The 16,249-nt window shown below is 71.4% G+C and carries 20 protein-coding genes and 1 tRNA gene; 4 read left to right on the top strand and 17 right to left on the bottom strand.

All coding sequences use genetic code 11. From position 1 onward, the window contains the following. Window positions 1–45 precede the first annotated feature (45 nt). The 8 genes from AC07AW_RS35610 to AC07AW_RS35575 form a co-directional block, all read right to left on the bottom strand. Window positions 46–951, bottom strand: coding sequence for an RNA polymerase sigma factor SigF (locus tag AC07AW_RS35610; protein WP_478819603.1), 906 nt, complete (start codon window positions 949–951; stop codon window positions 46–48). A gap of 235 nt (window positions 952–1,186) precedes the next feature. Continuing rightward, window positions 1,187–2,035: an RNA polymerase sigma factor SigF gene (locus tag AC07AW_RS35605; RefSeq protein WP_369145437.1), complete on the bottom strand. Its 849-nt coding sequence runs from the start codon at window positions 2,033–2,035 to the stop codon at window positions 1,187–1,189. 214 nt (window positions 2,036–2,249) lie between these two features. After that, window positions 2,250–2,543 carry a Dabb family protein gene (locus tag AC07AW_RS35600; RefSeq protein ID WP_369145438.1) on the bottom strand — a complete coding sequence of 98 codons (294 nt, stop codon included), beginning with the start codon at window positions 2,541–2,543 and terminating at the stop codon, window positions 2,250–2,252. A gap of 9 nt (window positions 2,544–2,552) precedes the next feature. Then, a complete protein-coding gene (locus AC07AW_RS35595) occupies window positions 2,553–2,717 on the bottom strand; it encodes a hypothetical protein (protein ID WP_177181689.1) in 165 nt (54 codons plus the stop codon). Window positions 2,718–3,129: 412 nt separating this feature from the next. Continuing rightward, window positions 3,130–3,214: transfer RNA gene (locus AC07AW_RS35590), tRNA-Ser, on the bottom strand. Between the two features lie 67 nt (window positions 3,215–3,281). Beyond that, window positions 3,282–3,710, bottom strand: coding sequence for a tRNA adenosine(34) deaminase TadA (tadA, locus tag AC07AW_RS35585; protein ID WP_392159609.1), 429 nt, complete (start codon window positions 3,708–3,710; stop codon window positions 3,282–3,284). 125 nt (window positions 3,711–3,835) lie between these two features. Beyond that, a complete protein-coding gene (locus AC07AW_RS35580; protein ID WP_478819673.1) occupies window positions 3,836–4,372 on the bottom strand; it encodes a tRNA adenosine deaminase-associated protein in 537 nt (178 codons plus the stop codon). 205 nt (window positions 4,373–4,577) lie between these two features. Continuing rightward, a complete protein-coding gene (locus AC07AW_RS35575; protein ID WP_478819602.1) occupies window positions 4,578–4,775 on the bottom strand; it encodes a hypothetical protein in 198 nt (65 codons plus the stop codon). A 92-nt stretch (window positions 4,776–4,867) separates the two neighbouring features. Between AC07AW_RS35575 and upp the strand changes: the two genes are divergently transcribed. Then, window positions 4,868–5,503, top strand: coding sequence for a uracil phosphoribosyltransferase (upp, locus tag AC07AW_RS35570; RefSeq protein ID WP_389306939.1), 636 nt, complete (start codon window positions 4,868–4,870; stop codon window positions 5,501–5,503). Between the two features lie 30 nt (window positions 5,504–5,533). Here upp and AC07AW_RS35565 read toward each other — a convergent pair whose 3' ends face one another. Together AC07AW_RS35565 and AC07AW_RS35560 are read right to left on the bottom strand one after the other, a co-directional pair. Then, on the bottom strand, window positions 5,534–6,160 hold the full coding sequence (locus AC07AW_RS35565; protein WP_478819601.1) for a LytR C-terminal domain-containing protein: 627 nt from the start codon (window positions 6,158–6,160) through the stop codon (window positions 5,534–5,536). A gap of 104 nt (window positions 6,161–6,264) precedes the next feature. After that, a complete protein-coding gene (locus AC07AW_RS35560) occupies window positions 6,265–6,561 on the bottom strand; it encodes a type II toxin-antitoxin system VapB family antitoxin (protein ID WP_030209440.1) in 297 nt (98 codons plus the stop codon). 98 nt (window positions 6,562–6,659) lie between these two features. Here AC07AW_RS35560 and AC07AW_RS35555 point away from each other — a divergent pair, with 98 nt between their 5' ends. Continuing rightward, window positions 6,660–8,267, top strand: coding sequence for a helicase HerA-like domain-containing protein (locus tag AC07AW_RS35555; protein ID WP_478819600.1), 1,608 nt, complete (start codon window positions 6,660–6,662; stop codon window positions 8,265–8,267). Here AC07AW_RS35555 and AC07AW_RS35550 read toward each other — a convergent pair whose 3' ends face one another. From AC07AW_RS35550 to AC07AW_RS35530, 5 genes are all read right to left on the bottom strand, one after another. Next, window positions 8,268–9,821 (bottom strand): M28 family metallopeptidase, encoded by a 1,554-nt coding sequence (locus AC07AW_RS35550; RefSeq protein ID WP_478819599.1) that lies wholly within the window; start codon window positions 9,819–9,821, stop codon window positions 8,268–8,270. 136 nt (window positions 9,822–9,957) lie between these two features. After that, window positions 9,958–10,557, bottom strand: coding sequence for an HhH-GPD-type base excision DNA repair protein (locus AC07AW_RS35545; protein ID WP_478819598.1), 600 nt, complete (start codon window positions 10,555–10,557; stop codon window positions 9,958–9,960). A gap of 108 nt (window positions 10,558–10,665) precedes the next feature. Then, window positions 10,666–11,601 (bottom strand): prolyl aminopeptidase, encoded by a 936-nt coding sequence (pip, locus tag AC07AW_RS35540; RefSeq protein WP_478819597.1) that lies wholly within the window; start codon window positions 11,599–11,601, stop codon window positions 10,666–10,668. Between the two features lie 27 nt (window positions 11,602–11,628). Beyond that, window positions 11,629–12,216 (bottom strand): RBBP9/YdeN family alpha/beta hydrolase, encoded by a 588-nt coding sequence (locus AC07AW_RS35535; protein ID WP_478819596.1) that lies wholly within the window; start codon window positions 12,214–12,216, stop codon window positions 11,629–11,631. A 61-nt stretch (window positions 12,217–12,277) separates the two neighbouring features. Beyond that, entirely contained in the window at window positions 12,278–12,940 is a 663-nt protein-coding gene (locus tag AC07AW_RS35530) for a TetR/AcrR family transcriptional regulator (RefSeq protein ID WP_478819595.1), read from the bottom strand. Between the two features lie 161 nt (window positions 12,941–13,101). Here AC07AW_RS35530 and wrbA point away from each other — a divergent pair, with 161 nt between their 5' ends. Beyond that, on the top strand, window positions 13,102–13,710 hold the full coding sequence (gene wrbA, locus AC07AW_RS35525) for an NAD(P)H:quinone oxidoreductase (RefSeq protein WP_392159521.1): 609 nt from the start codon (window positions 13,102–13,104) through the stop codon (window positions 13,708–13,710). A gap of 76 nt (window positions 13,711–13,786) precedes the next feature. Here the strand turns inward: wrbA and AC07AW_RS35520 are convergent, their stop codons facing one another. After that, a complete protein-coding gene (locus AC07AW_RS35520; protein ID WP_366037502.1) occupies window positions 13,787–14,074 on the bottom strand; it encodes a metal-sensitive transcriptional regulator in 288 nt (95 codons plus the stop codon). Window positions 14,075–14,153: 79 nt separating this feature from the next. After that, complete coding sequence (locus AC07AW_RS35515; RefSeq protein WP_478819594.1) at window positions 14,154–14,786, bottom strand: TetR/AcrR family transcriptional regulator; 633 nt, start codon at window positions 14,784–14,786, stop codon at window positions 14,154–14,156. 64 nt (window positions 14,787–14,850) lie between these two features. Between AC07AW_RS35515 and AC07AW_RS35510 the strand changes: the two genes are divergently transcribed. Next, on the top strand, window positions 14,851–16,248 hold the full coding sequence (locus tag AC07AW_RS35510; RefSeq protein WP_478819593.1) for a DHA2 family efflux MFS transporter permease subunit: 1,398 nt from the start codon (window positions 14,851–14,853) through the stop codon (window positions 16,246–16,248). Window position 16,249: the final 1 nt, after the last annotated feature.

The raw sequence follows: 16,249 nt of genomic DNA, 5'->3' as shown, positions 1-16,249 counted from the left end.
CCAGTCTGGCTGACGGGTCGTCAACAGGGCGGGCTTTTGGGGAAGTCAGTCGGAGATGAGGCCTTCGCGCAGCTGGGCGAGGGTGCGGGTGAGGAGTCGCGAGACGTGCATCTGGGAGATGCCGACCTCCTCGCCGATCTGCGACTGCGTCATGTTGGCGAAGAAGCGGAGCATGATGATCTGCCGCTCCCGGGGCGGCAGTTTGGCGAGCAGCGGCTTGAGCGACTCGCGGTACTCGACGCCTTCGAGGGCCGTGTCCTCGTAGCCGAGGCGGTCCGCGAGCGAGCCCTCGCCGCCGTCGTCCTCGGGCGAGGGGGAGTCGAGCGAGGAGGCCGTGTACGCGTTGCCCACGGCGAGGCCGTCGACGACGTCCTCCTCCGACACCCCGAGCACGGCGGCGAGTTCGGGGACGGTGGGGGAGCGGTCGAGCTTCTGGGCGAGCTCGTCGCTGGCCTTGGTGAGGGCGAGGCGCAGCTCCTGGAGCCGGCGCGGGACGCGCACCGACCAGGAGGTGTCGCGGAAGAAGCGCTTGATCTCACCGACGACGGTCGGCATGGCGAACGTCGGGAACTCCACGCCCCGTTCGCAGTCGAAGCGGTCGATCGCCTTGATCAGGCCGATGGTGCCGACCTGGACGATGTCCTCCATCGGCTCGTTGCGGGAGCGGAAGCGGGCCGCCGCGTACCGCACGAGCGGGAGGTTGAGCTCGATGAGGGTGTCGCGGACGTAGGTCCGCTCCGGGCTGTCGGCGGCGGCGCCCTCGGCGTCGAGGGCGCGCAGCCGCAGGAAGAGGGAGCGGGAGAGGGTGCGGGTGTCGAGGGCTCCGGACGTGACCGGCATCGGCGGCGGCGTGACCGCCGCGCTGTCGGTCGCGGTCGGCGCCGTCGTCTGCGTGGGCACGGGAACGGGCGTGAGCGTGAGCACCTTCGAGCTGCCCAGTTCTGTGGACATGCCACCCCCTTGAGGTCGCGGACGGTCGCGGTGGCCGCGACCATCTGAGGAACGCAGCCTCCACCTGAATACCGGCGGCGGGGCTGCGGCAAACTCGGTTCCAGCAGAATGTCACATGTCGGCAACACGCTGTAGTGACTTGTCGACACGGAGAGCTGACATTTCCGCAGGAAACAAGGGGTGTACGGCATTTGGGGTGCCGAAGAACTGCTCCGAACCGGTCTACCCGTTCCGGTTACGCCTCGATCCTGTTTGCGGATCTCAAGCGGGCGAAGCTGCGGGCGAGGAGCCTTGACACGTGCATCTGCGAGACGCCGAGCTCCTGACTGATCTGAGACTGGGTCAAGTTGCTGTAGTAGCGCAGCATCAGGATCCGCTGCTCCCGCTCGGGCAGCTGGACGAGCAGGTGACGGACGAGGTCGCGGTGCTCGACGCCGGCGAGGGCGGGGTCCTCGTAGCCGAGCCGGTCGAGCAGTCCGGGCAGCCCGTCGCCCTCCTGCGCGGCCTCCAGGGAGGTGGCGTGGTACGAGCGGCCGGCCTCGATGCAGGCGAGTACCTCGTCCTCGCCGATCCGCAGCCGCTCGGCGATCTCCGCGGTCGTGGGGGAGCGGCCGTGCGCGGTCGTCAGGTCCTCGGTGGCGCCGTTCACCTGGACCCAGAGCTCGTGCAGCCGGCGCGGCACGTGCACGGTCCGGACGTTGTCGCGGAAGTACCGCTTGATCTCGCCGACGACCGTGGGCATCGCGAAGGTGGGGAACTGCACGCCCCGGTCGGGGTCGAAGCGGTCGATGGCGTTGATCAGGCCGATGGTGCCGACCTGGACGACGTCCTCCATCGGCTCGTTGCGGGAGCGGAAGCGGGCCGCCGCGTACCGCACGAGCGGCAGGTTGGCCTCGATGAGGGCCCCGCGGACCCGGTGGTGCTCGGGGGTCCCGGGTTCCAGGTTCTTGAGCTGCCCGAAGAGCACCTGGGTGAGCGCCCGGGTGTCGGCGCCCCGGCTGCTCTGCGGCCTGGGCCGCGGGGTGTCCGCGGCTCCGCCCGCCTCGTGCTGGGGCGGGACCTGAGGTGCTGTACTGGCCGGCACGTTCACGCCACCCCTTTGGCTGGTCTTGCTGGTCGACTGGGTCAACTACGGTCAACTCATCCGTCAAAAGCGGTCATAGCATCACAAGACATGTCCACTGTGTGCAAGCACCGCATAGCCACGTGTTGAGGGCATGTTGGCGGAAAAAGGGGAGGTCACGCACGGAAAAGGCCCCCCGCCGCGACGGCAGGGGGCCCAGGGGTGAAGCGGGGGACTAGAAGGCGTAGTCCGCGATCACCCAGGTCGCGAACTCGCGCCACTGGGCGACACCCGCCTGGTGCGCGGGGTGGTCGAGGTAGCGCTGGAGCGCGTCCTTGTCCTCGACGGCCGAGTTGATGGCGAAGTCGTACGCGATCGGGCGGTCCGTGATGTTCCAGTCGCACTCCCAGAAGCGCAGCTCCGGGATCTGCTCGCCGAGCGCGCGGAACGCCTCGACGCCGGCGACCACGCGCGGCTCGTCGCGGTCGACACCGTCGTTGAGCTTGAAGAGGACCAGATGGCGGATCACGGAAAGCTCCTAGTTGACGAGTTCGGTCATGAACTGACCGACTCCCTGGGCGGCGCTGGAAATGCCTTCGAACCCTACCTGTACCAGGTCGGCGGCCCTGGCCGGGGAAGTGACGATCGTGTACAGCACAAAGACCACGACCGCGTAGAGCGCGACCTTCTTCGCTTGCGCCATCTGCCCAGCCCTCCCCTGTTCCCCCGCCGTACGACCGCGCCACTCTAACCGAGGCTTTATGGACCAAGGGCCCGGCGATCGGGGCCTTTCGCCGTCCCCCGGAAGGGTGAAGGGCGAGCAGTATGGATGTCGAGCCCGGCGGATCTGGCAGGAATCCCGGGGCTCGAAGGAACCGGCCCGCACTGCGGGGTCCGCGCCGCATGCTTCCCCCCTGACTGCGGCACGGGCTTGCAGGTCCGGTTCTCATCGGGGGGAGCGGCTTGTCCCCCCGATGCCGCTTCCCCCGTCCTCCTTCGCAGGGCCCCGGTACGCGTCACGAGCGCGGACCGGGGCCTTTCGCGTACGGAGGCGCGCCCGCACCGGAGATACGCCGAAGGGCCCGGTGCTGATGCACCGGGCCCTTCGATCGAAGCGGTAGCGGAGGGATTTGAACCCTCGGTGACTTGCGCCACACTCGCTTTCGAGGCGAGCTCCTTCGGCCGCTCGGACACGCTACCGAGAGAGAGCTTAGCCCAACTTGGCGCTGCGATGAAATCCGTATCGAAGAGCAGGTCGGAGCGGGGGTCAGCGGGTCCGGAAGAAGGCCGTCAACTGCTCGGCGCACTCCTCGCCGAGGACGCCCTGGATCACCTCGGGACGGTGGTTCAGCCGGCGGTCCCGGACGAGGTCCCAGAGCGAACCGGTCGCGCCCGCCTTCTCGTCGAGCGCCCCGAACACCACCCGCTCGACCCGCGACTGGACGAGTGCCCCGGCGCACATCACGCACGGCTCCAGGGTCACGACGAGCGTGCAGCCCGTCAGCCGCCACTCGCCGGTCGCCGCGGCCGCCCGCCGCAGGGCGAGCACCTCGGCGTGCGCGGTGGGGTCGCCGGTGGCCTCCCGCTCGTTGTGCGCGCGGGCGAGCACGGCGCCGTCGGGGCCGAGCACGACCGCGCCGACCGGTACGTCACCGGCGGGCCCGGCCGCCTCGGCCTCGGCGATCGCAAGCCGCATGGCATCCCGCCAGGGGTCCCGTACGGGGTCGCGCCCGGAGTCCGGGCCGGGGTCCCGTACGGGGTCGGTCGTGGCTTGCGCCGTGGCGTCGCCCGTGGCGTCGGGAACAGGTACCGCGGGTGCCACTAGCGGACGGCCTCCAGGACGTCGGCGGCGCCCAGCGCGTCCGCGATCTCCGCGAGCGCGTCGGTGTCGAGGGCCAGCAGGTCCTCCGCCGACATGCCGAGGTCCGCCAGGATCAGCCGGTCGCCCACCGGAGCGGCCGGGACGGCCTCGGCGGCGACGGAGCCCGCCTCGTCGTCCTCGTCCGTGTCGGCGTCCAGCGGCTCCCCGTCCTCGGTGCCGTCGAGGTCCAGCGTCTCCAGGTCGTCGACCAGGTCGTCCAGATCGTCCCCGAGGAGCTCCCGGGTGAGCATCTCCCCGTACGAGGAACGGGCGGCGGCGGCCCCGTCCGAGACGTAGATGCGAGGGTCTTCCTCACCCTCGATCCGGACGATCCCGAACCACGCGTCCTCCTGCTCGATGAAGACGATCACCGTGTCGTCGTCCGAGGCCTCACGGGCGAGCTCGGCCAGATCCGACAGGGTCTCCACGTCGTCGAGCTCCGTGTCGCTCGCTTCCCACCCGTCTTCGGTGCGCGCGAGCAGTGCGGCGAAGTACACCTGACTCTCTCCCACTGATCAGAGGTGTGACGTTCCGGCGGCGCGAGCCTGATGCCCCGCCCAATCGGCATCGTGACAGATACGACGCCGTCAGGAGAGGTCTTCGGCTCTTGCGTCGTGCATCAGTCTGAATGACCCCGCGATCGGGCGGGCGTGCGACCCCGGCGCACGGAGGGGGCGCACAACGGATGATCCGTCCGGGACCTCACCAGCGGAAGGTCCGCATGCGCATCGCCTGGCGCATCCGCGCGGCCCGGGCGCGCCGCGGCTGCACCCGCTCGCGCAGCGCCTTGGCCTCGTTCAGCTCGCGGAGGAACTGGGCGCGGCGCCTGCGGCGCTCCGCGTCGGTCTCCGGGCGAGGCTCCTCGGGGGGCTCGCCGCGCGTGTCTGCCGGGTCTGGCATCGGCCACACCACCCCATCGCTGGGTCCCTGTGCCCCCACCTTCCCTCAGCGCCGTGGGTCGACGCCAGTGCTCGGCGGGCTACTGTTGAGTCATGCGTCTCCACGTCGTCGACCACCCCCTGGTCGCCCACAAGCTCACCACCCTGCGCGACAAGCGCACGGACTCCGCGACCTTCCGCCGTCTCGCCGACGAGCTGGTCACCCTGCTCGCCTACGAGGCCACCAGGGACGTGCGGACCGAGCAGGTCGACATCGAGACCCCCGTCACGCCCACGACCGGCGTGAAGCTGTCGCACCCGCGTCCGCTGGTGGTCCCGATCCTGCGCGCCGGTCTCGGCATGCTCGACGGCATGGTCCGGCTGCTCCCGACGGCCGAGGTCGGCTTCCTCGGCATGATCCGCAACGAGGAGACGCTGGAGGCGTCGACCTACGCGACGCGGATGCCGGAGGACCTCTCGGGCCGCCAGGTGTACGTCCTGGACCCGATGCTGGCGACCGGCGGCACGCTGGTCGCGGCGATCCAGGAGCTCATCAAGCGCGGCGCCGACGACGTGACCGCGGTCGTGCTTCTCGCCGCCCCGGAGGGCGTCGAGGTCATGGAGCGCGAGCTCGCGGGCACGCCGGTGACCGTCGTGACGGCCTCGGTCGACGAGCGACTCAACGAGAGCGGCTACATCGTCCCGGGCCTGGGCGACGCGGGCGACCGCATGTACGGCTCCGCCGAATAGGACACTGCCGGCTCGGCCGAGTAAAGGCTCTCAGCACTTCCCGGTCGGTACGGGCGCGGGCTTGGTCAGGGCGACCAGGGCCGCGTCCGCCGTCGTCTTCGGGGACAGCGTCTTGAACGCGGTCCCGATGATCAGGTCCACGTCCGCCGTGCCCCGGGTGTCCGTCTTGGTCGTGGCGCCCGCGAGCTGGGTGCCGAGGACCGTGAAGGCGCCCTTGGTGGCCGCGGGCGCGCCGAGCAGCAGGCCGGCGCCCGGGACCTTCTTGTCGTAGGCGGTGGGCGCGTTCCCCACCTTGCCGATCTTGAAGCCGCGCTTCTTCAGCTCGTCCGCGGTCGTCTTCGCGAGTCCGCTGCGCGGGGTCGCGTTGTAGACGTTGACCGTGATCTGCGCGGGCTTCGGGAAGGCGGCGGGCGCGGGGGTCGGCTTGGGCGCGGGTTTGCAGTCGGCCTGCTTCCCGGCCGTCGTCTTCGTTCCCCCGTCGCCGGAGAAGACGTCGACGAGCTGGAGCGTCCCCCAGCCGGCCGCGCCGAGCACGACCACGGCGGCGGCGGACGCGAGGACGATCCTGCGCCGGCGGTGGGGGCGGCGCATGCGGGGATAGACATCCCCCGTGATGCGGTACTTACCGCCCATGCCGGGGGGAGTGAGCATGCTCATGAACGCAGCGTAATGCCGCCCGTCGGCGATGCCTACTTGATGATCATGTGATCGCGTCCGGATGGGGGTGAACTGACCCCGAAAGGCTCAGCCGGACCGGCGGCTCAGTCGAGTTCCAGGACGCGGGCGTGCAGCACCTGGCGCTGCTGGAGCGCCGCGCGGACGGCGCGGTGCAGTCCGTCCTCGAGGTAGAGGTCGCCCTGCCACTTCACGACGTGCGCGAAGAGGTCGCCGTAGAAGGTGGAGTCCTCGGCGAGCAGGGTCTCCAGGTCCAGCTGGCCCTTGGTGGTCACCAGCTGGTCGAGGCGGACCGGGCGCGGGGCGACGTCCGCCCACTGCCGGGTGCTTTCCCGGCCGTGGTCGGGATACGGCTTTCCGTTTCCGATGCGCTTGAAGATCACACGGAAAGCCTACCGGGCAAGCGGCTACCGGCGCAGCCACGCGAGGGCAGTGGGATGCTGGTGCGAACCGTGACAAAACCGAAATTGGGGGTGCCGTCATGAGCGTCAGCGAGCAGCCGCCGGAGACCGAAGCGACCGGGACACCCCCCGCCTCCCTGCCGGCGCCCGCCGCCGAGATCGCCGCCGGGTACGCCTTCGACGGACCCGCACTCGATCTGGGGGCGCTGCTCTGGGACGGCGTCTGTCACCCGGAAGCGGGCATCCGCCTCCCGCTGCCCGTGCTCAACCGGCACGGACTGGTCGCCGGAGCGACCGGCACCGGCAAGACGAAGACGCTCCAGCTGATCGCCGAGCAGCTCTCGGCGAACGGAGTGCCGGTCTTCCTCGCCGACATCAAGGGCGACGTCTCCGGCATCTCGGTGCCCGGCCAGGACGGCGGGAAGGTCCGCGAGCGCGCCGGGCAGGTCGGCCAGGAGTGGCAGGCGCGCGGCTTCCCCTGCGAGTTCTACGGGCTCGGCGGCACCGGCCCCGGCATCCCGGTCCGCGCCACCGTGACCAGCTTCGGTCCCGTCCTGCTCTCCAAGGTGCTCCAGCTCAACCAGACCCAGGAGCAGTCGCTCGGACTGATCTTCCACTACGCCGACTCCAAGGGCCTGGAGCTGATCGACCTCAAGGACCTGCGGGCGGTGGTGGCCTTCCTGGTCTCGGACACCGGGAAGGCCGAGCTCAAGGGGATCGGCGGGCTGTCGACGGTGACGGCCGGGGTGATCCTGCGGTCGATCACGGCCTTCGAGCAGCAGGGTGCGGGCGGCTTCTTCGGGGAGCCGGAGTTCGACACGAGCGAGTTCCTGCGGACGGCGGCGGACGGGCGGGGGATCGTCTCGGTCCTGGAGCTGCCGGCGGTGCAGGACAAGCCGCAGCTGTTCTCGACCTTCCTGATGTGGATGCTGGCGGACCTCTTCAACGACCTGCCCGAGGTCGGCGACCTGGAGAAGCCGAAGCTGGTCTTCTTCTTCGACGAGGCGCATCTGCTCTTCAACGGCGCCTCGAAGGCGTTCCGGGAGTCGATCACGCAGACGGTGCGGCTGATCCGCTCGAAGGGCGTCGGGGTCTTCTTCGTGACGCAGACCCCGAAGGACGTCCCCTCGGACGTGCTCGCGCAGCTCGGCAACCGGGTGCAGCACGCGCTGCGCGCCTTCACCCCGGACGACGCGAAGGCCCTGAAGGCGACGGTGCGGACCTTCCCGAAGTCGCCGTACGACCTGGAGGAGGTGCTGACCGGGCTCGGTACGGGCGAGGCGGTGATCACCGTACTGAGCGAGAAGGGTGCGCCGACTCCGGTGGCGGCGACCCGGCTGCGGGCCCCGGAGTCGCTGATGGGGCCGGTCGACGCGGCGGCCCTGGACGCGGCGGTGAAGGGTTCGCCGCTGTACGGGCGGTACGCGGAGGCGGTGGACCGGGAGTCGGCGTACGAGAGGCTGACCGCCGAGCAGCGGGCGGCGGAGGCGGCGGCGCTGGAGGCGGCCGCCGCGAAGGAGGCGGAGAAGGAGGGGGCGAGGGCTCCCCGGGAGAAGAAGGAGGAGCCCTCGCCGGCCGAACAGGTGGTGGGCAGTGGGATCTTCACGTCCCTGGCCCGGTCGATCGGCACCCAGCTGGGCCGGGAGATCAGCCGCTCGATCTTCGGGACGGCCCGCCGAAGGCGCTGACTAGGCGGTCACCTCGTCGTGGTCGCCGTGCAGGCCGCCGCCGCTGCCCGCGTCGCCGGTGGTCGGGGTGGAGACGACCGGCCTGCGCAGGGACGAGAGGTCGTGGGCGTAGGTGCCCACGGCGTTGGCGATGACGTCGATGTTCACGTCGAAGGCCGTCATGTCGATGTTGCCGATGTCGTCGCCCTTGGCGTGGTAGTTCACGTCGTACGCGACGCCCGCCGTGCCGCCGAACCTGGCTGCCTGGGCTGCGGTCTTGATGCCCTCGGCGCCGGTGAAGGTGCCGCCGGAGGGGATGCCGACCTTGATGAACGGGCCGTAGTCGGAGCGGCCGGTGAAGTCGGTGCCCTCGTGCGGGACCCCGCGCCCGTCCATGAAGTCGGCGATGTCGCGCTCCAGTTGGGCGGAGCCCTCGGGGCCCGCGCCCGCGCCGACGCCGTCCGAGTTGTCCCCGTCGTACACGAAAAGGCCGTAGTTCGGCGAGGCGATCATGTCGAAGTTGAGGTAGAGCCTGATCTCCTTCTTGTCGAGCGCGGTGAGGCTGTTGACGTAGTGCTCGGAGCCGAGGAGGCCGACCTCCTCCGCCGACCACCAGGCGAAGCGGACCTTGTTGCGGACCTTGTCCTTCGACTTGGCGAGCTCCAGGGCGGTCTGCAGGAGACCGGCGGAGCCGGAGCCGTTGTCGTTGATGCCGGGGCCGGCGGTGACGGAGTCGAGGTGGGAGCCGAGCACGACCGTGTTGGCGGCGTTGCCGCCCCGGGTCTCCGCGATGACGTTGTTGGTGGTGCGCTTCTCCTGGAGCTGGCGGATCTCGAAGGAGAGCGAGACCGGGCCCTTGGCGAGGTCGGCGGCGAGCTGGGTGCCCTCGGCCAGGCTGATCCCGCCGGTGGGGATCTTGCCGGAGGCGGGGTCGCCGAGGGTGCCGGAGAGGGCGCCGTCGACGTTGTTGTAGACGACCGCGCCGACGGCACCGGCCGCGGCGGCGTTCTGCTGCTTGACCGCGAAGGAGCAGACACCGCGCTTGATCAGCGCGATCTTTCCGGTGAAGGCGCCGGTGGCGAAGTCGCCCGGCTCGCAGCCGGTGGAGCCGTCGGCGTCGACGGGCACGGCCGCGAGCTCGGCGGTGATGCCGCCGACCGGGGTGGACTTCGTGTACGTCATGGCCTTGATGCCGAGCGCGCGGGGCGCGGGCGCGACGACGGAGGCCTGCTCGGCGAGCGTCTGGGTGTAGATGAAGTCGAACTGCTGGTAGCGGACGTCGTATCCGGCCTTCTTGAGCTGCGTGTACACATAGGCGGCCGAGGCGTCGTGGCCGAGGGTGCCGGCCGCGCGGTTGCCGCCGGCCGAGTCGGCTATCGCCTGGAACTTCTGCAGGTGCTTGTAGGCGTCCTGGGCGGTGGTTTCGCGGACCAGCTTCTTCGCCAGCCGGGCGGCGTCGCGGGCGGGCGCGGCCGCCGGGTCCTGTCCCGCGGTGGCGGGGGAGGCGAGGACCAGCGGGGTGGCGAGGGCGGCTGCGGCGAGGATGGCCGCGGCTCGGCGCTGGGATGCGTTCACAGAAGTCCTTCCCGGTGCGGACGAGGTTGAGGGGAAGTTAGCGATCTCGGGGGCATTCTGTGAACAGATCCGTCGCAATTCCTGTCAGGTCGCGCAGGAATGAAATGTGGAATTATCAATTCCCGGACGACTGGCCTTATTTCGCGGCTTTCGCGGCCTTGGCCGCCGCCTTCATCTCCTGCTTGTGCGCGCGCACCTTCGCGAGCGACTCCGGCCCCGTGATGTCCGCCGCCGAGCGGTGGCAGTTCTCCTCGCCGTAGAGACCGGCCGCCGCCCGCCAGCCCTCGGGCCGCACCCCGTACTGCTTGCCGAGCAGGGCCAGGAAGATCTGCGCCTTCTGCTTCCCGAAGCCGGGCAGCGCCTGGAGCCGCGCGAGCAGCTCCTTCCCGGTCGCCGCGTCCGCCCAGACGGCCTCGGCGTCGCCCCCGTACTCCTCGACGAGGAACTGGCACAGCTGCTGGATCCGGTGGGCCATCGAGCCCGGATAGCGGTGCACGGCGGGCTTCTCGGAGAGCAGCGCGGCGAACTCCTCCGGGTCCCGGGCGGCGATCTCGTGCGCGTCGAGGTCGTCGTGGCCCATGCGGGTCGCGATCGTGTACGGGCCGGAGAACGCCCACTCCATCGGGACCTGCTGGTCGAGGAGCATGCCGACGAGCGCGGCGAGCGGCGAGCGGCCGAGCAGCGCGTCGGCCTCCGGCTGTTGGGCGAGGTGGATCTCGGGGGCCTGGGGACTCATGGACCGATCATCACGCGCGCGCGTGGCGACCGCCCGGTGGATTCACCCCTTCGCGAAGCGGCGCGCCCGGCGGGATCACGGCTTCGCGAAGCGGCGCGCCCGGCGGGGTTACGGCTTCGCGAACCGGTCGAGGGCCGTCAGGATCAGCGTCCCCGTCTCCTCGCCGCCGAGGTGCCCCGACTTCTCCACCACGTGCAGCTCGGCGTCCGGCCAGGCGCGGGTCAGCTCCCAGGCGGTGGTGAGCGGTCCGCCCATGTCGAGCCGGCCGTGGATCAGGACCCCGGGGATGCCGGCGAGCCGGTGCGCGTCGCGGATCAGCGCACCCTCCTCCAGGAAGGCGCCGTGCGCGAAGTAGTGCGAGCAGATCCGGACGAAACCGAGCCGGGTGTCGTCGACCCGGTCGGTGTACGGGGTCCCCATGCCCTCCATCGAGAGGACGGCGTCCTCCCAGGCACACCAGTCGGCCGCCGCCTTCTCCCGTACGGCCCGGTCGGGGTGGTTCATCCGGGCGGCGTACTCGCCGACCAGGTCCGCCGCGTGGTCGACCCCCGCGCGGAAGCGCTCGTGGGCCTCGGGGAAGAAGCGGCCGACGCCCTCGTACAGCCAGGCGGTCTCGGAGCGGCGGGTGGTGGTGACGGCCGCGATCACGATCTCCGACACGCGCTCGGGGTACGCCTCCGCGTACGCCAGGATCAGCGTGGAGCCCCAGGACCCGCCGTAGAGCAGCCACTTGTCGATCCCGAGATGCTCGCGCAGCCGCTCCATGTCGGCCACCAGGTGCGCGGTGGTGTTCACGGACATGTCGGCGGCCGGGTCGCTCGCGTGCGGGGTGGAGCGCCCGCAGCCCCGCTGGTCGAAGAGGACGACCCGGTACGCCTCCGGGTCGAACCGGCGCCGGCTGCGCGGGGAGGAACCGGAGCCCGGCCCGCCGTGGACGACGAGCGCGGGCTTGCCGTCCGGGTTCCCGGAGACCTCCCAGTGGATGCGGTTGCCGTCGCCCACGTCGAGCAGGCCCTGGTCGTACGGTGCGTTCTCGGGATACATCCGGCCGACGCTATCGGGTCCGGCCGCTCAAAGGCCCGTGCTTTTCCACGGGTTCCCATTGCTCCGCACCCGTGCCGCCGGGTCCTCGCACCACTCCAGGAGCGAGGGCCACTCCCCGTACCCCGTGTCGGGGTTGAGGTGCTCGCCGTCCGGTACGAGGTCCAGGTCGAGGCCGAGCGGGATGCCGTAGTGCAGGTCGGCGCCCTCGGGGCAGTACGGGTCCCCGTCCCCGTACACGAGCCGCGCCTTGAGTCCCGCCTCCGTCAGGTCGAGGCCGTCGGCGAAGGCGGCGATCTCCGGGATCGAGGCGGTGACCTGCGGGGACGGCGGGGCGACCAGGAGGACCCGGTCGGCGTCCGGCCGGCGCTCCCCGGCGCGCAGCCACAGCAGCACCGAGAGGCTGTGCGCGAGCACCACGAACTCGCCCTCGGCCGGGCGCCTGCCGTGCTCCTCCAGGGCGTCGAGCCACGCGTCGAGCCCGGGCGCGTCCGGCTCGGGCAGCTGGGGGTAGCGGACCTCGTGGCCGCGCTCGCGCAGCTCCCCGGCGAGCCAGTGCTGCCAGTGGGCGGGCGGGCGGCGGTTCTGGAAGCCGTGCAGGATCAAGTACGTGGTCATGGCGTGATCCTGCGACGGCGGGGGCACGGCGGTCCACCACCGGCCACGGGTCGGACGGCGTTCAGGCCCGGAGGGTGAGCAGCTCCCGCACACCGGCCTTGAGCCGGTCGGCCGACAGGGCCTGCTCGACCGTCAGGTGGTGCATGACGTCGGGCGAGAACGGCGCGAGCGCCAGGTGCGCGAGGAGCGTGCTGTCGCTCCCCGGCCTGAGCTGTCCGATGAGCAGGGCCATGTGCGTGTGCATCACCCGGTAGGCGCCGCTGTGGTAGCGGGCGCGGGGTGCCGCGGAGTGCGCCGCGAGCAGCAGGGCGCGCTGTGCGGCGACCCGGTCGACGAGCGCGTCGAGGAAGGCGTCGAGCCGTTCGGCGGCGGGGGCGCCGGGGCCCAGCGGGGGAGGGCCGCTCATGTACGCCTCCTGGAAGCGGCGCTCGCGCTCGTCGAGGAGCGCCCACAGGAGCTGGGAGACGTCGCCGAAGCGGCGGTAGACGGTGCCGACGCCGATGCCGCTGGCGTGGGCGACCTGGTTCATGGTGACGGCGTCGGGGCCTTCCTCGGCGACGATCCGGGCGGCCGCGTCGAGGATCCGGCGCCGGTTGCGGGCCGCGTCGGCGCGCTCGGGGGCGGGGGCGTCGACGGTGGGGAGCAGGCTGAGTGCCGGCACCGCCGCCCGGTCTCCGGACGTCTCTCCGGACGTCTCTCCGGACTGGGGGTTCTCCGCGCTCATCTGCCGACTCCTGTTCCCTGAGCCCCGTCCCCCTCGGTCGCTTTCCTGAGGTGAGCATACCTGTTCCCCTTGCAAACCGGATAGCAATCCGCTTAACCTTGATATCAGGAACCGGAAAGCAATCCGCTTCGCTCGTCGAGTTCGGCTGAGGAGAGTCCACCATGTCCGTCAAGGTCGCCGTCATCTACTACTCGGCCACGGGATCCGTGCACCAGCTCGCCCAGGCCGTCGCCGAGGGCGCCGAGAAGGCCGGTGCCGAGGTGCGCCTCCGCCGGGTGCCCGAGCTCGCCCCCGACGCCGCCATCGACGCGAACCCGGCCTGGCGCGCCCATGTGGACGCCACCGGTGACGTGGAGGTCGCCACGCTCGACGACCTGGAGTGGGCGGACGCGTACGCGCTGGGCTCGCCGACCCGCTTCGGCAACGTGGCCGCGCAGCTCAAGCAGTACGTCGACACGACGGGCGGGCTCTGGCAGCGGGGCGTCATGGCGGACAAGCCCGCGACCGCCTTCACCAGCGCGCACAACGTCCACGGTGGCAACGAGTCGACGCTGCTCGCGCTCTACAACACCTTCCACCACTGGGGCTCGGTCATCGTCTCGCCCGGCTTCACGGACCCGGCGGTGTACGCGGCCGGCGGCAACCCGTACGGCACCGCGCACCCGGGCGCCAACGGCGCCCCCGGCGAGGAGGTCCTCCAGGCCGCCCGCTACCAGGGCGCGCGCCTGACGCGCATCGCGAAGCGGCTGAAGGGCCTGGCGGACGACTGACGACGTCCGGACACGGAAGTACCCCCGGGGGAAACGCCCTCCGGGGGTACTGCTGTTTTTCAGGTTCTTTCCGGCGCTATGCCAGGGAGAGGAAGAGCTTCTCCAGGCGGGCCCGCATCGCCTCGGGGTCCTCGCCGTTCTTGCGGCCGCCCTCGATGTCGGTCAGGCACTGCTGGAGGCCGGTCGCGATGATCGCGAACCCGGCCCGGTCGAGGGCGCGGGAGGCGGCGGCGAGCTGGGTGACGACCTCCTCGCAGTCACGCCCCTCCTCGATCATCCGGATCACGCCGGAGATCTGGCCCTGGGCCCGGCGCAGCCGGTTCAGGACGGACTTGAGTTCGGCGCCCGCGAGATCGAGTTCCACTGCCACTCCTCCACAGATACCCCAGGGGGTAATTTACTCCCCTGCGCGGGGTTCCGTCGAAGTCCAAGGATGACACCTGTCAGGGCGTGTAGCGGCGGAGGAACATCTCCACCCCGTCGACGACGAGCCGCTCGCTCAGCTCCTCGGTGAGCTCGGTGCCGTACTGCTCGAACACCATCTGTGGGAAGACGAGCAGCGAGTACAGCTGGAGGACCGCGACCTCCAGGTCCGGGATCGCGAGCCGGCCCCGGTCGGCGAGGGCGCGCAGGGCGTCCGCGACGGCGGGGTGGTGGCCGGCCGGGCCGTGCGCGCGCCAGGCGAGGCCGAGCTCGGGGAAGCGGTGGAGCTCGGTGGCGACGAGGGCGCGCAGGGCGCGGCCCTCCTCGTCGGCGCGTACGGCCAGGGCCCAGGCGCGCCCCGCCTCGGTGAGGGCGGCGCGCAGATCGTCGGCGTCGGCGAGGCGGGAGAGGTCGGGGCCGTCGGTGTCCCCGTGCAGGGGTTCGTCGAGGGCGCCGGCGACGACGGCGGTGAAGAGGGCTTCCTTGCTGCCGAAGTGGTTGTAGACGGTCACCTTGGAGACGCCCGCCTCGGCGGCGATGGCGTCCATGCCGACGCCGAAGCCCTCGCGGAGGAAGAGGTCGCGGGCGGCCCGTACGACGGCCTGCCGCTTGCGGGCGGCGCGGGCGCCGGTGGGGGCGGGCTTGGGATCCATGCGGGGAGCGTACCAAGCGAACTGTACTCTTGAGTTCAACTGTACTGTGCCGTACAGTTCAGTTATGTCGACCGACCTCGCCCCCGCCGACGTCCACGCACGCCGCTGGACGGCCCTCGCGCTGATCTGTGCGGCCCAGTTCATGCTGATCCTGGACGTCACCGTCGTGAACGTCGCCCTGCCCGCCGTCGCCACCGACCTGGACCTCGGGCGTACGACCCTGACCTGGGTGGTCACCGCGTACACCCTCTGCTTCGGCGGCCTGATGCTCCTCGGCGGCCGGCTCGCCGACGCCCTGGGCGCCCGCCGCGTCCTCCTCACCGGCCTCGCCCTCTTCACCACCGCGTCCCTGGCCTGCGGCCTCGCACCGAACGCCGCCGCCCTGCTCTCCGGCCGCGTCGCCCAGGGCATCGGCGCCGCCCTGCTCTCCCCGGCGGCACTGGCCCTCGTCACCACCACCTTCCACGGCCCGGAACGGGCCAAGGCCCTCGGCGTCTGGGCGGCGATCGGCGGCACCGGCTCGGCCGTCGGAGTCCTCCTGGGCGGCGCCCTCACGGCGGGCCCGGGCTGGCCGTGGATCTTCTACGTGAACGTCCCGACGGGCCTGGCGCTCCTCGCCGTACTCCCGAGACTCCTCCCGAAGGACAGGCCCACGGCAGGGGCCGGCCCCCTGGACGTCCCGGGCGCGATCCTCGTCACCACCGCCACGGGAGCACTCGTCTACGGCCTGATCAGGGCGGGAGACTCCGGCTGGACGTCGCCCAGGACCCTGCTCCCCTTCCTGGGCGCGGCCGCCCTCTACACAACGTTCGCGGCAGCGGAACGAAGGACCCGCACCCCCCTCATGGACCTGCGGATGCTGACCCGACGCCCGGTCGTCGCGGGCTCCCTCCTCATGCTGGTCGCGACCGCGCTCCTGATCTCGTTCTTCTTCCTGGGCTCGATGCGGCTCCAGCGCGTCCACGGCCTGGACGCCTTCCGCACCGGACTCCTCTTCCTCCCGGTCGCGCTCACCACGGCCATCGGCGCACACCTCGGCTCCCGCCTGGTCACGACGGCCGGCCCGCGCGCCTGCGCCGCCGGCGGCATGGCTCTGGCGGCGGCGGGCTGCCTGCCGCTCGCCTTCCTGACCCCGACCGCCGACCCCTGGACGACCCTCCTGCCGTCCCTGGCGACGGCGGCCCTCGGCCTGGGCGCGGTCTTCGTCACCGCCACTACGACGGCCCTCGGCCTGATCCCCCCGCACGAGGCCGGCCTCGCCTCGGGCATCGTCAACACCTTCCACGAGGTCGGCGGCACCATCGGCGTGGCCGTGACCTCCACCCTCGCCCTGGGCACGGCAGGCTTCACCACCACCTTCACCCTCTGCACCCTCACGGCCCTGACGACAGCCCTGACGGCCCCCCTCCTCATCCCGAACGGCAGGCCCCGCACGACGGGCGGGGCCCACGGGGTGCACTGAG

The organism is Streptomyces sp. NPDC044003 (assembly GCF_056435185.1).
This window is presented reverse-complemented; position numbering and strand designations above follow the sequence as displayed.

Coding starts and splice junctions, on each gene's coding strand:
- AC07AW_RS35515 (WP_478819594.1), bottom strand. CDS start 14,786: ATGGATCCCAAGCCCGCCCCCACCGGCGCCCGCGCCGCCCGCAAGCGG.
- AC07AW_RS35530 (WP_478819595.1), bottom strand. CDS start 12,940: ATGAGCGCGGAGAACCCCCAGTCCGGAGAGACGTCCGGAGAGACGTCC.
- tadA (WP_392159609.1), bottom strand. CDS start 3,710: ATGCGGCTTGCGATCGCCGAGGCCGAGGCGGCCGGGCCCGCCGGTGAC.
- AC07AW_RS35545 (WP_478819598.1), bottom strand. CDS start 10,557: ATGAGTCCCCAGGCCCCCGAGATCCACCTCGCCCAACAGCCGGAGGCC.
- upp (WP_389306939.1), top strand. CDS start 4,868: ATGCGTCTCCACGTCGTCGACCACCCCCTGGTCGCCCACAAGCTCACC.
- AC07AW_RS35595 (WP_177181689.1), bottom strand. CDS start 2,717: ATGGCGCAAGCGAAGAAGGTCGCGCTCTACGCGGTCGTGGTCTTTGTG.
- AC07AW_RS35535 (WP_478819596.1), bottom strand. CDS start 12,216: ATGACCACGTACTTGATCCTGCACGGCTTCCAGAACCGCCGCCCGCCC.
- AC07AW_RS35565 (WP_478819601.1), bottom strand. CDS start 6,160: ATGAGCATGCTCACTCCCCCCGGCATGGGCGGTAAGTACCGCATCACG.
- AC07AW_RS35555 (WP_478819600.1), top strand. CDS start 6,660: ATGAGCGTCAGCGAGCAGCCGCCGGAGACCGAAGCGACCGGGACACCC.
- AC07AW_RS35510 (WP_478819593.1), top strand. CDS start 14,851: ATGTCGACCGACCTCGCCCCCGCCGACGTCCACGCACGCCGCTGGACG.
- AC07AW_RS35575 (WP_478819602.1), bottom strand. CDS start 4,775: ATGCCAGACCCGGCAGACACGCGCGGCGAGCCCCCCGAGGAGCCTCGC.
- wrbA (WP_392159521.1), top strand. CDS start 13,102: ATGTCCGTCAAGGTCGCCGTCATCTACTACTCGGCCACGGGATCCGTG.
- pip (WP_478819597.1), bottom strand. CDS start 11,601: ATGTATCCCGAGAACGCACCGTACGACCAGGGCCTGCTCGACGTGGGC.
- AC07AW_RS35610 (WP_478819603.1), bottom strand. CDS start 951: ATGTCCACAGAACTGGGCAGCTCGAAGGTGCTCACGCTCACGCCCGTT.